The 14,880-nt window shown below is 56.2% G+C and carries 10 protein-coding genes; 2 read left to right on the forward strand and 8 right to left on the reverse strand.

Going from position 1 to position 14,880, the window contains the following annotated elements:
• Positions 1-60: 60 nt before the first annotated feature.
• The 8 genes from uvrB to ftsE all read right to left on the reverse strand — a co-directional run bounded on the left by uvrB (position 61) and on the right by ftsE (position 11,173).
• Positions 61-2,061 carry an excinuclease ABC subunit UvrB gene (uvrB, locus tag FHS18_RS30940; protein ID WP_183604270.1) on the reverse strand — a complete coding sequence of 667 codons (2,001 nt, stop codon included), beginning with the start codon at positions 2,059-2,061 and terminating at the stop codon, positions 61-63.
• 271 nt (positions 2,062-2,332) lie between these two features.
• Complete coding sequence (locus tag FHS18_RS30945) at positions 2,333-4,348, reverse strand: YhgE/Pip domain-containing protein (RefSeq protein WP_183604271.1); 2,016 nt, start codon at positions 4,346-4,348, stop codon at positions 2,333-2,335.
• 237 nt (positions 4,349-4,585) lie between these two features.
• Positions 4,586-5,035: a MarR family winged helix-turn-helix transcriptional regulator gene (locus FHS18_RS30950; protein WP_183604272.1), complete on the reverse strand. Its 450-nt coding sequence runs from the start codon at positions 5,033-5,035 to the stop codon at positions 4,586-4,588.
• A 200-nt stretch (positions 5,036-5,235) separates the two neighbouring features.
• Positions 5,236-6,531 (reverse strand): PDZ domain-containing protein, encoded by a 1,296-nt coding sequence (locus FHS18_RS30955; protein WP_246428014.1) that lies wholly within the window; start codon positions 6,529-6,531, stop codon positions 5,236-5,238.
• Positions 6,532-6,761: 230 nt separating this feature from the next.
• Positions 6,762-8,219, reverse strand: coding sequence for a S41 family peptidase (locus tag FHS18_RS30960; protein ID WP_183604274.1), 1,458 nt, complete (start codon positions 8,217-8,219; stop codon positions 6,762-6,764).
• A gap of 158 nt (positions 8,220-8,377) precedes the next feature.
• On the reverse strand, positions 8,378-9,565 hold the full coding sequence (locus FHS18_RS30965) for a murein hydrolase activator EnvC family protein (RefSeq protein ID WP_343060757.1): 1,188 nt from the start codon (positions 9,563-9,565) through the stop codon (positions 8,378-8,380).
• Positions 9,566-9,579: 14 nt separating this feature from the next.
• A complete protein-coding gene (gene ftsX / locus FHS18_RS30970; RefSeq protein WP_183604275.1) occupies positions 9,580-10,497 on the reverse strand; it encodes a permease-like cell division protein FtsX in 918 nt (305 codons plus the stop codon).
• The gene (ftsE, locus tag FHS18_RS30975; RefSeq protein WP_183604276.1) at positions 10,487-11,173 is read right to left on the reverse strand and encodes a cell division ATP-binding protein FtsE; all 687 of its coding nucleotides are present in this window, start codon (positions 11,171-11,173) and stop codon (positions 10,487-10,489) included. The genes ftsX and ftsE overlap by 11 nt, the downstream gene beginning before the upstream one ends.
• Positions 11,174-11,609: 436 nt before the next feature.
• Between ftsE and FHS18_RS30980 the strand changes: the two genes are divergently transcribed.
• Complete coding sequence (locus FHS18_RS30980) at positions 11,610-13,085, forward strand: VanW family protein (protein ID WP_183604277.1); 1,476 nt, start codon at positions 11,610-11,612, stop codon at positions 13,083-13,085.
• 187 nt (positions 13,086-13,272) lie between these two features.
• Positions 13,273-14,862: a sensor domain-containing diguanylate cyclase gene (locus FHS18_RS30985; RefSeq protein WP_183604278.1), complete on the forward strand. Its 1,590-nt coding sequence runs from the start codon at positions 13,273-13,275 to the stop codon at positions 14,860-14,862.
• The last annotated feature ends 18 nt before the right edge of the window (positions 14,863-14,880 follow it).

A 14,880-nucleotide genomic window follows, 5' to 3' on the forward strand; every position in this document is an offset into this window, starting at 1 on the left:
ATATACAAAGCGGCGAAGCCAATAGAGTGGACGTTCGCCGCAAGATGTTCGTGATGTGTCCTAGCCCGCCTCGGCCTTCAGCTCGAGCAGAGCGTCGCGCAGCTCGGCCGCGCGTTCGAATTGCAGATTCTTCGCCGCATCCTTCATCTCCGCCTCTAGGCGCTGAATGAGGGACTGACGTTCTTTCTTCGACATCTTCTCCACGCCGACGCCGGCCAAGTATTCGCTCTTCTGCTCGGCCACCTTGGTCGCTTCGATAATATCGTGGACCCGCTTGCGGATCGTCTGCGGCGTTATGCCGTGCTTCTCGTTGTACGCGACCTGAATGGAGCGTCTGCGCTCCGTCTCCTTGATCGCCATATTCATCGAGTCGGTCATCTTGTCGGCATACATGATGACGCGGCCTTCCGAGTTGCGCGCCGCCCGGCCGATCGTCTGGATGAGCGAACGTTCGGAGCGAAGGAAGCCCTCCTTATCGGCATCGAGAATCGCCACCAAGGACACTTCCGGAAGGTCGAGCCCTTCCCGCAGCAGGTTGATGCCGACCAGCACGTGGAAGGTACCCAGCCGTAGATCACGCAAGATGGCCATCCGCTCCAGTGTCTTAATATCGGAGTGCAAATAGCGGACCTTGATGCCGACCTCCTTCAGATAGTCGGTCAAGTCCTCGGCCATCTTCTTCGTCAGCGTCGTCAGCAGCACGCGCTCGTCCTTGGCGATCCGGTCACGCACTTCCTCGAGCAGATCGTCGATCTGTCCCTTCGTCGGACGCACCTCGATAATCGGGTCGAGAAGACCGGTCGGACGAATGATCTGCTGCGTCATCGTCGGGCACAACTCCAGCTCGTATGGCCCCGGCGTAGCGGAGACATAGATCATCTGCGTAATCTTCTCCTCGAATTCCTCGAAGCGAAGCGGCCGGTTGTCCATCGCGGACGGCAGCCGGAAGCCGTGATTGACGAGCACTTCCTTCCGGGCACGGTCGCCGTTATACATCGCCCGGATCTGCGGAAGCGTCACATGAGACTCGTCGATGACGAACAGCATGTCGTCCGGAAAATAGTCCAGCAGCGTATACGGCGTGGCTCCGCGTTCGCGGAAGGTCAGCGGTCCGGAATAGTTCTCGATCCCGGAGCAGAAGCCCATCTCCTGCATCATCTCGATATCGTAGCGCGTCCGCTGCTCCAAGCGCTGCGCCTCTAGCAGCTTGCCCTGCTCCCGCAGCTCGGCAAGTCTCGCTTCAAGCTCGGCTTCAATGTTCTTGAGCGCAACGCGCATCGTCTCTTCGTGCGTAACGAAGTGAGACGCGGGGAAGATCGCCACGTGATCGCGTTCGCCGACGATCTCGCCGGTCAGCACGTCGATCTCCGTGATCCGTTCAATCTCGTCGCCGAACAGTTCTACCCGCATGGCACGCTCGTTGTTCGCTACCGGGAAGATCTCGACGATGTCTCCGCGCACGCGGAACGTACCGCGCACGAAGTTAATATCGTTGCGCTGATACTGGATATCGACCAGCTTATGCAGGATCTCGTCCCGCGACCGCTCCATGCCGACCCGCAGCGACAGCACGAGATTGCCGTATTCCTTCGGCGAACCGAGGCCGTAGATACAGGACACGCTGGCGACGATAATGACGTCGCGCCGCTCGAACAAGGAGCTCGTCGCGGAGTGGCGCAGCTTATCGATCTCGTCGTTGATGCTCGAATCCTTCTCGATGTACGTATCCGTCGACGGGATGTACGCTTCCGGCTGGAAGTAGTCGTAGTAGCTGACGAAATACGATACCGCATTGTCCGGGAAAAACTCCTTGAACTCGCTGCACAGCTGAGCGGCCAACGTCTTGTTGTGCGCGATTACGAGCGTCGGACGGTTAAGCTGCGCAATCGTGTTCGCTATGGTATAGGTCTTGCCCGTTCCCGTCGCTCCCAGCAAGGTCTGATGCTTCTGGCCTGCTCTTACGCCCTCGACTAGCTCGCGGATCGCTCCCGGCTGGTCACCTTGCGGTGTATAAGGCGATTTCAGCTCAAACAGCCGCCCTTGCTCCTTCATCTCACCCATGCTCACTAACACCCCGTTCCATCGCTCTATGAATCAAGCTCTATTAATAGGTATACCCCAAAACACCATTCCGCTAGACGGTTCTATATGAATGAAGCTCTTATGCACGCACTGTAAAAAGAAGGACAACATAAGAATATGTGTTCCCATTCCACCATTATACCCCTTATAGGGAACACTTGCAATCCGGTGCTCATGGCCTAAGGAACAAAAAAAGCAACCGAAAGGCATACCTGCCCCTCGACTGCTTCCATCTCAATTCCGTATCGAATTAAGCCTCCTGTAGCGCGGCTGCCGGACCGCCCGCCGGCTTCGCATTGCTTTTAACCAACACAAGAAGGGCGATCGCGACGAAAGCCGCAATATAGGCTGCGAGTATACCGGTATTGCTCCAATACTGTCCCCAGTCTCCGGTTGAGACGGCAGCCCGGAACGCGTTCACTGCATAAGTCATCGGCAAGTAGCCGCTGACCGCTTGCATCGGCGCAATCGCAAGCTCCATCGGGAACGTGCCCCCTGATGTAGCCAGCTGGGTGACGAGCAGGAATACCGCAACGAGGCGACCCAGCGGCCCGATTACGGAGACCAGCATCAGAATGCAGGTAAAGTAGGCAAACGATGCGATAAAGCTGAGCAGCATGAATTTCGGCACGCTCTGCACCTCAATGCCGAGGCCGAGCAGTAGAACCCCATCCACAATAAGCGTCTGCAGGACGGCAATGGACAAGAACAATCCGTACTTGTTCACGAAATGATGCCAGCCGGACACGCCGTACTTGGATTTGCGCTCATAAGGCAATATGTTGGAGGCTATCAGTCCGCCCACGAACAAACCGAGCGTCAGAAAATACGGAACCATCGCCGTGCCGTAATTCGGCACATCGTTCACTTTCGTCTCTTCCAGCTGCACCGGACGGGCGAACATCGTCACCGTCTTCGCGTCAGAACGGACGCTCGACGCTTGCGCAGCCGCGTCATTAAGCGCAGCAGCGAGCTCGCTGCTGCCATCCACCAGCTTCACCATGCCGGCTGCAAGCGGCGCAGCGCCGTCTTTTAATGCCGAGACCCCTGCAGCAAGTGTATCCACTCCATCCGTATACGTCGTGAATCCCTGATCCCACGTCTTCATGCCGGTTGACAACGCCGCCATGCCTTCGGCCAAAGTCTTACCGCTGTCGCTAGCGCCGGCCAGCTTACGGCCGAACTGGGCCATGCCGTTCATCAGCTGCGCCTGGCCATACTCCGCACGCTTCAATCCTTCAGCCAAGTCGGCTTCGCTTGCACTTACAGTGCCCACTTCGGTTTGCAGCTCTTCGCTTGCCTTGTCGAGCGCGATGATCGAAGCGTCCTGCGCGAGCTCCGGATGCTCCGCCTTCAGCTTGGCAAGCTGCTGCTGAAGCACGTCCGCTTGCGCCTTCAGCTCACCTGCGGAATCTGCCGCCGATTGAACAGCTGCCGCGAGCGCCGACATGCCGCCCGATACGGCTTCACTGCTCTGCTCCAACTTCTGGTGCGAGGAATCGAGTGCGGACAACCCCTCCGACAGCGACTTGGCGCCATTACGAATGACGTTCATGTTCGATTGAAGCTTCGTCTCCCCCTCAGAGAGCTTACTGCTGGCTCCCTCCAGCTTGCCGGCTCCGGCGGCCAGTTCGCTTGCGCCATCCTGCAGCTTGACTACTCCGGCCTGAGCGACCGCAATCCCCCGATTCAGCTCATCGGCACCGCCGCCTGCCTGCCCCAATCCATCAAATAATTTCTTAAGACTGCCGAACACCGTTTCCGTATACGACCTCGTGATTTCATCCCCCACCTGATCCTTGAGCTTCTCGACTGCGGAAGAACCGATCTGGCCGGCCACGAAGTTGTGGCCAGGGTTGATGTAATATTCCAGCTGCGCAGCTTGGGGGTCGCCGCTCGTTAACGTCGTAACATGGTCCGAGAACGAATCCGGGATGATGACGGACATATAGTACCGTCCTTCTTCAAGCCCCGACCGTGCCTCTTCCTTACTCACGAATCGGAAATCGAGCGTACCGCTTTCTTTCAGCTTCGCGACAAGGTCATCTCCGATATGGAGCGTCTTGCCATCCATCTGCGCGCCTTGATCGTCATTGACGACCGCGACGGGCAATTCGTCCAGATGGCCGTATGGATCCCAATACCCGCCAAGGAAGATGCCTGCATATATAAGCGGGATTAACAGCAAGATCGCAATCCCGATACGCGCCTGCGTTTTACTAAGAATATGCTGCCATTCTTTGCCCAACAACCGCAACCCTTTCATCGTGTTACGCCTCCATTTTATATAGTTGTATGATACAACATTGTATTATACAACTATTAACCGCAAATACAACCCTCTTTACTACTCAACCCGCAATTGCGACTTTCTGAACGATGAATGCAGAAGCATACCCGAGAATGCGAGACTTATCGCGGTGTACAACAGATCCTCGTTTGACCTTCCAGGTGAAACGGCTGTCGCCTTGCTCCTGAAGGAGCCAGAGAGCCGTTTCATCCTTTACTTTGATCCCAAATACTGTTCGGTCGTCCGATTGAACTTGGCCAGCATCTCGCCGAATATTTTGCGTTCTTCCTCCGACCAGTCGCCGAGCAGCCGGCCGAACAATTCCTGCCTGGCTTCCCGCACTTCGTACAGCTGGCTGCGCCCGTAAGCCGTGATATGCAGCAAGTTGATCCGCGCGTCCTTGGCATCCGATTTGCGCTCGACATAACCTTTGGCCTCCAGCGAAGCCGTCTGTCTGCTTAAGGTCGATAGATCCAGCTGAAACACATCGGCCAGCGCCTTAATGCCGAGCGGCCCCTTCTCATCCAGCTTCTGCAGCAGCAGGTAGGTGGATCGGTCGAAATCTTTGTATTTGAGAAATGCGATTCGGGCAGCCTCAGCCCGCCGGACGAATACGGCGATTTCGTGTTCGATTTGATCAATGTGGGTTAAGGTCATCATCATTCCTCCATTGTTATGCAATAGTGTGGCTTCTCTTTATGCCTGTCATGCGCACCTCCTTCGCCTCTCTCACCCGGTTCGCTACTATAGACAATCTCATGTCCGTTACCGCTGAACGTCCGCGCCATTGCCGCTCCTCATTCAAGAAAAGCCGTTCAGGGGAAACATCCCCCCGTTCGGCTTGGATTCTCGTTAAGCAGGCTTCAAGCGCCGACATCCGTATTGGCTCTCGCCTCGCGCCTTGCGGCGCTGCGGCTGCGCAATAGACCGATCAGCGACGTCGGCGTCGGCTCGACATAAGCACTCGCATGCTCGTCGGGCGCGAGCACAACGCCCAGCTGATGATGCTCATTGGCAAATCGCGCACGCTGCAGGAATTTCACGTGACCAGCCAGATTAATAACCTCCAGCTTGCAAAACGCCGAGTTGATGTGCAGCGCGGCATGAAGTTCTTCCTTCGTCCGCACCAGCCGTCCGTTCACCTTATGGAGCAGCTCGCCGGCAGCAATTCCCATCGCCTCGGCCGGCGTACCTGGAATAACGGCCAGTACCCGCAGACCGTTCGGCGCATTCACATAGAACGGGCTTTTGCGTTCTTCGCGAAGCACGCTCATCAGCACGATCGCCTCATGAAGCACGAATGCAGCGATGGCAGCCGGCAACGTGAACGGCGTCCAATAGGCCGCCAAGATAGCCAATCCTCCAAGAAGCAGGCCGTAATACAGCAAGCTCCGGGAGGCTTCGCTCGCCTTCTCCTTCGGCAGCATCGTCCGCGTCAATTCGGTAAAGCCGAGCATCATCGGGAAGCTGAGCATCATCCAGCCTGCGCCTAACGAATCCCCGCTTAGCAGCGTCGACCAAGGGAGGGCAGCTTCCGTGCCTGATCCGGCAGCTGGCACGAGCAGCATAAGCGGTACCGGCCAGTAGCCCTGCAGCATATAGCCGCCGACAAGCTTGCCGCGCTTCCCTTCCAGAAACAAGGGACTGGCGAACCGGGAACCTTGCCAACCGACTAACAGCGCCTCGGCTAGATGCATAATCGCTACCAGGACGAGCAGCCCGGGAATATCAAGCGCCTGCAGCGAGGTAGAGACTGTGCCTAGCCAGTCGCCTCGATCGGATAGCGGCGTCCAACCGACAATCCACTGCAGCACGCCGAGTACGCCGACGCTGTAGGCAAAGCACAGATAGCGCACGGAGAATACCGCCAGAATGACCGTCATCCCCCACATCCAAAGTACCGCTTCTTGCGTGATTTGAATGCCGAGGAAAAGACCGGCCACCGATACGAGCAAACCGACGAGCAAGCCCGAGGCGATCGTCCGCCCCAGCTCACGCGGCCACGCATGCAGCCGGACATGGAACATGGCCCGCTCCATCCGGGTCTGCCGCATATAGTAAAGCATCATGAGAATAATTCCGACGTAATAAAAGGGAGACAGCAGCAGCGACAACGCCCCTGCTCCGACCTGGCCCAGCAGATCTAAAGCCGCGTCCAAAGCATTCACTCCTTCGACAGTCTGGCTTGTGGCATGTAAAGTGACCGCTGATTGCCGCATTCCCCATCTCGCGACGATTCGGAACGTTAAGGCCAATCAGCTTGCATGGAAACGCCTAGCGAACCTTGCTTGCCCTCCACAAAAAAAAGAAGGCCGAAAGCTGCCATACGATCGCGCAGCTTCAACCTTCCATACATTCGACGCCTGGGGCAAAAATTCCTGCCGGCGGCTTACTTCGTCTTTTCCTTCACGACCTCGACCGCTTTGTTCAGCTGAGCATCATTCTTCTCATCACGGATCTGAGCGACTAGCGCCTCTTCAATCTTCTCCGCCGTCTGAACATCGACCTTGCCGGTAACGGTGAGCGACGCTTTCTTCTGGAACTGCTTCACGCTCTCGGCTGTCACCGCGGAGAAGTAACCGTCTTTGCGGTCGACCTTGTAGCCTAAGCCATCCAGCATGATCTGCAGGCTGCGCACGTCCTCGCCGAGCGTATCCGGCTCAAGCGTCTTGGACTTGGACAGACGCGCGACCGTGTAGTAATCCGGCGGCAGCACTTCTACGTCCGGGGCCAGCCCCTTCTCATGCACCCAATTGCCGAGCGGCGTAAGCCATTTGGCAATCGTCATCTTCACGAGGCTACCATCACCGGTTGCTTTGTCGTAGCTGACCTGAACAGTGCCTTTGCCGAACGAATTCTCGCCGACCAACACGGCGCCGCCCGCTTCTTTCAGCGCTCCAGCGAGCACCTCCGAAGCGCTGGCGCTGCCCTTGTTCATCAGCACCGCGACCGGGTATTTCTTGCCCGTGCCTTTGGACAGCGTCTGCTCTTTCTCGCCGGTGCGATCCTCGATCAGCACGATAGGCTTGCCTTGCGGAACAAAAGGCTGGGCAACCGATACGACGACAGGCAGCACGCCTCCCGGATTGTTGCGCACGTCAATGACGAGCCCTTTCATCCCCTGCTTCTCCAGACGATCCAGCTCCTCCAGGAAGCGTTCCCCCGTATTGAGCGAGAACTGGCGGATCTCGATCACGCCAACGCCGTCGCTGCGCAGATTCGAGTATACCGTCTCGTAGTCGATATCATCCCGAACGAGCACCAAATGGATCGGCTCGGTCACGCCTGCCCGCGCGATGATGAGCTTCACCTTCGTCCCCTTAGGACCGCGAATCTTGGCAACCGCATCATTCAGCGCAAGGCCTTCCAGCGAGTCGCCGTTGACGGAAAGCAGCACGTCCTTGGCCAGGACGCCGGCTTTGTCTGCCGGAGAATCCTTGATCGGGGAGACGACCGTTACTTTGCCATCCTGAAGCGCCACTTCCGCTCCGATGCCAGAGAAGGAACCTTCGATCGATTCGGAGAAATGCTGTGCCGTCTCTTTCTCCATATAGACCGAATAAGGGTCATCCAGCGCCTCCATCATGCCCGTGATGGCGCCGTCCACGACTTTGGACCTGTCCACCTCTTTGTAATACTTCTGCTCGATCAGCTCCATGACGGCGTCCAGCTTGTCTTCTTCCTTGGTGGTCAAGCCATCCTGACCGGTGCTCTCCGAGGAAGCTGCGCCTGCCGTCTTCCCGCTTTCCATTGCGACCTGCCGATCGCTGACCACTAACGTGAGCATGACGGATACCGCCATGGTGAGCAGCACGAAGGCGGCTACGGTACGTCCTTTGAATTGCATCTAATCACCAGCTTCCTTTGGTCAATCCGATTATGTACCTCAACCGCAACATTCCTAGTATATGACAAGCCGCACCCATTTATTTGCGTATGTGGGTACGGCTTGTCGTCTCATACAGCGTCTTACATCGGCGTAGTGCCGAATACGCTGCTATCCAGTTATTTCAAGTATTGCGACGGTTCCACCGGCGTTCCGTTCAGGCGCACCTCAAAGTGGAGATGGTTGCCGGTCGATTGGCCCGTGCTGCCAACCTCGGCGATCTTCTGGCCGCGTTTAACCGTCTCGCCCTTCTCGACCTTGATGCCGCCGTTACGGATATGTCCGTAAACGGTCCATAACCCGTTGCCATGATCAATGATGACGGCGTTGCCATACCCGCTCCACCATTGCGCAACCAGGACAGTACCGGATTCCGCCGCATAGATCGGCGTTCCTGCCGGCGCGGCCATGTCCATTCCCGCATGAAGCTTCTTCTTGCCCGTAATCGGATGAATGCGATAACCGTAGTTCGAAGATAAACGGTAGGAGTCCTGTAATGGGACGGCCAGCTTGCCGCCTTTATAGTAGGTCACTTTCTTCTTCTTCGAGGCAATGCGCTTCTGTTCTTCCAGATCGGCGACCTTCTTGGCCAGCTGCATGAGCAGCTCTTCCTGCTCTTCGCTGATCTCCTCGGATTCCTCGGCCTTCTCTTCATACGACGCGACAAGAACTTCCTTCTCCTGTTCCTTATCGACGAGGAAACCTTGATAATCCTCAAGCTTGGCATACATCGTGCGAACTTCGCCGAGCGTCTGCTCGACTTGGATTTTCTTCTCGGCAACAAGCGCCTTGTCTTCCTTGTGGCTCGCCAGAATCTCGCGATCCTGACCTAAGATCGACTTCAAGCTGTCGAAGCGGTCGAGGAAATCGCCGAAGCTCGTGGAGCTGAGCAGCACATCCAAGTAAGACACGAAACCGTTCGTATACATCAGGCGAATCCGCGACTGGAGCAGCTTGTCCTGGGAAGCGACGCGCTGCTCGGCCTCCTGCAGTTCCTCGCCGGTCTTCAGCAGTTTCTCTTCCGTCGTATCGATCTGCGATTGTACGCCGGTCAGCTGCGTGCCAACCGTGTCGATCTGCGACAGGATGTTATCCATCGTCTGCTTGGTGGCCACGGACTGCTTCTCGTAGTAGGCTTTATACGTGTCGGCCTGTTTCCGGTTCTGAGTGGCAGCTTCCATCTGCTGCCGGACTTTCTCGAGTTCCTTGTTAATCTTATCCACTTGCGACGCAGCGTAACCGCTGTAGGGTTGAAACATAAAGGCTGCGAGTATGACAACGGCCAGGGTGGCGAGACCTTTCTTCACGTTCGACTTTCCTCCTACACCTTTAAGTATTTGCGTACCGATATGGTGCTGCCCCAGATGCCGATGACCGTACCAAGTCCCATGAGCAGCAACGCGACGAGCAGCCCGACTTCCTTCAGGGTGACCAGCTTGATCATCATCAGTCCAAGATCAAATTGAGAGGCAGATACAAGCTTGTGATACCCGTAGAGCAGCAATACGGTCGTAATGAGCGAGCCGCTGATGCCGATGAGCGCGCCTTCGATAAAGAACGGCCAACGGATAAAATGGTTCGTGGCGCCGACCAGCTTCATAATCCCGATCTCGCGGCGTCTGGCGAGAATCGTCATCTTGATCGTCGTGGAGATGAGGAACATGGCCGTAATCGCAAGGCCCCCCACGATAACGAGGCCGATATTGCGCACCGCGTTCGTCACCTTGAACAGCGTCTCAACGGTGCCTTTGCCGTACTTGACGCTCATGAACGGATTCACTTGGCTCGTCTGGCCGAGCGCTTCGATCTTCTTCGCGGCGAAGGATATCGTCTGCGGATCGAACACCTCGATCGTAAAAGAGTCCGGCAGCGGATTATTCTCCGCATCATAGCCTTCCAGCAGGTCCGCGCTCTCCGCCCCCATGCTTTCACGAAGCTGTTCCAATCCCTGTTCCTTCGATACGTATTCCACCTTGCTCACTTCCGGGATGTTCGCAATCTGCGTCTTCAGCGAATCGATCGTCGCTTGCTGCGTGTCCAGCTGAAGGAAGACGCGGATTTGAACCTGGCTCTCGATCTGGCTCGCCAGGTTATTCACATTAAGCGCCAGCAGCAGGAACACGCCCAGAATGAACAACGAGATGACGATCGAGCTGATCGATGCGAACGTCATCCAACCGTTGCGGGCGATATTCTTGAAACCTTCGCGCAAATGGCGCAGGAACGTGTTAACTTTCATAGCCGTAATCTCCTCTCACTTCATCGCGAACGATGAGGCCAGACTCGATGGCAATGACACGCTTGCGCATGGTATTGACGATCTCTTTGTTATGGGTGGCCATGACGATCGTGGTGCCGCGGAAATTAATCTCCTCCAGCAGGTTCATGATGCCCCATGACGTCTCCGGATCCAGGTTGCCGGTAGGCTCGTCCGCTACGATAACGGACGGGTTGTTCACGATCGCTCTGGCAATGGCGATCCGCTGCTGCTCGCCGCCTGACAGCTGAGCCGGCAAGGACGCGTGCTTCCCGCGAAGGCCGACAAGCTCGAGCACTTCCATCGTCCGTTTCTTGATGATGCGGCGCGGCGCTTCGATGACTTCCATCGCGAAGGCGATGTTCTCATACGCCGTCATCTTCGGCAACAGCCGATAATCTTGGAATATGACGCCGATGTTGCGGCGGACATAAGGGATTTTGCGCGGCTTCAGCTTGCCGATATTGAACCCGTTGACCGAAATCTGGCCTTTGGTCGGCACTTCCTCCCGGTAAATCAATTTCATGAATGTCGATTTGCCCGCGCCTGACGGACCGACTAAATAAACGAACTCATTGCGCTCTATAAGAACGGAGACACCGCGCAAGGCATGTGTGCCGTCCGCGTACGTCTTCCAGACGTCCTGCATTTCAATCACGATATCACATCCTGTAGATATTCAGCTTATTGGTATTCGACATAAATATGGCAATTCCTCTAGAAACGCCGCGAATTCACCATTTTTCATAATTCTAATGAGAAGCTTGGGACTAATCGTACGACCGGATCGCTAACCGTGATTCGACAGAATCAAACATGGCGCGCGTGTTGTTCTTAGTATAGCTTTTTTCAAACGAGGATGGTGCCATCAAAATTTAACGTTTCTCCCTTATCTTTAAGTAGCCGTCAGAATTTCCGTTCCTGCTGCATATACATCTTCAACGATGTTCGCTTGAAGAACGTTCAAAAAGTCGACCGTCCAGCACCGAGAAGGTTGCGTAAAGGTGAAGAAGGAAGAAGGGACACTCCCTGATAGGCTTCGTGATCAATGGGTGACTTTTTGAACAATACCTCTTGAAGAAAGGTGGGAAGGCATGAAAATCTGGCATGGCATCGGCATCGCAATCTTCGCGTTGCTTCTGGTCTTCTCGATCGGATGGGGAATGTTATGGATATATGGACAGCGGGACACCGTGCCTGAAAGTGTGAAAGTATCGGCCGTATCGGACGGCAGTCTGACGCTGCAAGGGGAGACCGCGATCGCAATCGGCGGTCTCCCGCTCGATGAAGCGCTGAAGCTGGTGAAACAGCACTCATTGGCCGCAAGTAAGGTGCGACTTACGATTCAAGCCAACGATACCGGCAAGGATGAGCGATCTTGGACGCTTGATCAACTCGGGTTCAAGGCCCAAGTTCAGGGGGCTGTGCAAGCGCTGGAAGGCCTTCGTACGGGCGGAATATGGACAAGGGCCAAATACCGCTATCTGTTCGATAGGCAGCTTCACGTTACGCTTGGATGGGATGCCGGCTTGCTCGACAAGGCGGTAAGGCAACAATGGGGGCTTCTCGAGGCCAACGCTCCCGTGAATGCGACACGAACCATCAAGTCGGACGACTCCATCATCTACACGCCGCATTCGGACGCTTACCGGATCGATACCAAGACGCTTGCCGCCGCCGCGGGCAAGGCGATTGCGCAAGCGCAAACCCCGCAATGGGGAGCGCAGGGCAAGCCTGTCGTGCTCGATCTGCCGCTGATGCTCGTCCATCCGAACATGACGCTCGACAAACTGAAGGCGCAAGGCGTCGCCCGCAAAATAGCGGAGTTCACTACCGACTTCAGCACAAGCGGCTCCGGCCGCGCCTACAACGTGACTTCGACAGCCAAGATCCTGAATAACTGGGAGCTTGCGCCGGGCGAAATATTCGATTACCGCAAGGTTATTGCCGCTACTCGCGAAGGCTATGGCTTCCGCGAGGCGCCGGTCATCCTGAACGGCGAGCTCGTCCCGGGGATCGGCGGCGGCATTTGCCAAGTGTCCAGCACGCTGTACAATACCGTATTGCTGGCTGGCCTTGATATGACGGAACGGCGCAACCATTCGCTGCCGGTCTCCTATTTGCCTATGGGACGAGATGCCACGTTCGCCGAGGGCTACATTAACTTCCGGTTCAAAAACACGACGGGCAAACATCTGATCATTCGCACGGAAGCGTCCGGCGGCAAACTGACGGTGAAGCTGTTCGGCACGATGGAGAAAGGCGTCTCCTACACGCTTGCTTCCAAAACCATCGAGGAGATTGCGCCGACGATCAAGGAAGTCCCTTCCGCTGCCGTCCAGCCCGGCGACCGGCTGCTCATGACGCCAGGCAAGCCCGGCTACGTCGTCGAGACATACCGGACGAAGCTCGTCGACGGCAAAGCCGTTGCGACCAAGCGAATCTCGCGCGACAAATACAAAGCGCAGGCGGCCGTCTACGCCGTAGCCCCGGAGAATGCCGGTCCTCACGGCAGCCAGGGCCAGCATGGCAAAGGCAAAGAGCTGCTGGAGGACGGCGTTACCGACTAAGTGGATTACCGGCGTCCAGCATGCGTGCATATCGCAGTCACATAAAGTCCATGTACCAGCCTCGAGGCCATGCTTCGCGGCTGGTCGTTGTTTTATTTAACCATCATGGGCAAAGAGGATTCGGTCGAATTTTGTCGAAATACAACAGCAACAGACTGGCCGAAGGAGGGATTCAGGTATCCGCAACATGTTCGCTATACGGCCTCTTCGCTTGCGCCTGATCCATGTCCTGATCGGCCTTGTGCTGATTTCGATTGTCGGGACGAGCACCATTCAGAACATTGCCGGCATTCTGACGCAAAAGAAGACGCTTACCGATTCGACTCTCCATACGAATTATGAGCAGGCGCTTAAGTTAAGCGAAACGATGAATACGCTGCTCGGCTCCATGCAATCCAGTCTGGAATCGGCCGCCCAAGCCTTCTCCGCCCATAAGCTCGCCAGCATTCAGGAGCCGCTTGATCTTCTGCTCAACAGCAGTCAGTTGTTCAATTCGGTCTTCCTGGTGAACGCTTCCGGCGTCATTACCGGGATCTCCCCCGCGTCGGTCGGCTTGACGGGATCCAACATGGACGGGGAGCTGTGCGAAATACCGCTAACCCTTAAGCGACCTTATATTACGTCCCCCTATATTGGGCTTAGCGGAAGAATGGTCGTGCTATTTACGCACCCGATCTTCGATGAGCACGGCGCTTATCTCGGCTTTGTAGGCGGTTCGATCTATCTCCGCGAGGATAATGTATTCACCCGGATCTTCGGCAATCAGCCTCGATCCCAGAACGGCACCTACCATTACGTCGTCGATAGCGAAGGACATCTGATCTATCACCCGACTATCGAGCGAATCGGCGTCGATGTCAGCGCGAACGCCGTCGTCAGCCAAGTCTTGACCGGAGCTTCCGGCTATAGCAAAGTGACCAATACCCAAGACATTCCTTTTCTTGCCGGCTACGCGAGCGTAGGGCGTAACAGCTGGGGCATTATTGTTCAGACGCCGCAAACCGTTATCGATGAATCCGGCAGCACGATGATCCGCAACCAAATCAAGTATGCGACGCCGTTCGTCCTGCTTCTGTTGCTGTTCACGCTGATCGTGGCCCGGCGACTGTCGATGCCGTTCACGGCTCTGACCGATACGGCTAGACGGATTGCCAGCGGCGAGCGCGTCGCCAAGCTTCCCTCCCCGTCGGTCTGGAACTACGAAGCGTTCCATCTGAACCGGGCGGTTACCCTTGCGGTGCGAGGACTTCAGAAGAAAGCCGATCATTATTCGGTCGAGGCGCATACGGATGCCTTAACCGGCCTTATGAACCGTCGCACGTTCGAGAGCACGACGCAAGTATGGGTAAGCGGCAGCGTACCGTTTGCGATTATTGTGCTTGATATCGACCATTTTAAATCGATCAACGACCGCTACGGACATCAAATCGGCGACGAGGTCTTGAAATTCGCAGCCGAATTGCTTCAGGCCGAAACCCGGCGAGACGAAATCTGCTGCCGGTATGGCGGCGAGGAATTCGTGATCTTGCTGCCGCATACGAAGGCGGAGCATGCTTATGAAGTCGCTGAACGGATCCGCAAGCATCTGGAGCGAACGCCGAGCCCGGTCGGCGCTCCCATTACCATATCGATCGGCATCTCCCGCTTCCCTAACCGGGAGCTTGGGTTCGAAGAAGCGTTCTATCTTGCGGACCAAGCGCTCTATGCAGCCAAAAACTCCGGACGCAACCGTACCGTCATTAGCGATGAAATACGCGCCGCGTCCGATTTCGATTAAATCGAAAAAAGCTATCCC

The sequence above is a fragment of the Paenibacillus phyllosphaerae genome, from assembly GCF_014192105.1.
Taxonomy (GTDB): Bacteria; Bacillota; Bacilli; order Paenibacillales; family Paenibacillaceae; genus Paenibacillus_Z; species Paenibacillus_Z phyllosphaerae.

Bases quoted from the DNA above. Each gene is read 5' to 3' on its own strand.
- uvrB (WP_183604270.1), bottom strand. From the start codon at position 2,061: ATGGGTGAGATGAAGGAGCAAGGGCGGCTGTTTGAGCTGAAATCGCCT.
- FHS18_RS30945 (WP_183604271.1), bottom strand. From the start codon at position 4,348: ATGAAAGGGTTGCGGTTGTTGGGCAAAGAATGGCAGCATATTCTTAGT.
- FHS18_RS30950 (WP_183604272.1), bottom strand. From the start codon at position 5,035: ATGATGATGACCTTAACCCACATTGATCAAATCGAACACGAAATCGCC.
- FHS18_RS30960 (WP_183604274.1), bottom strand. From the start codon at position 8,219: ATGCAATTCAAAGGACGTACCGTAGCCGCCTTCGTGCTGCTCACCATG.
- ftsX (WP_183604275.1), bottom strand. From the start codon at position 10,497: ATGAAAGTTAACACGTTCCTGCGCCATTTGCGCGAAGGTTTCAAGAAT.
- FHS18_RS30980 (WP_183604277.1), top strand. From the start codon at position 11,610: ATGAAAATCTGGCATGGCATCGGCATCGCAATCTTCGCGTTGCTTCTG.
- FHS18_RS30985 (WP_183604278.1), top strand. From the start codon at position 13,273: ATGTTCGCTATACGGCCTCTTCGCTTGCGCCTGATCCATGTCCTGATC.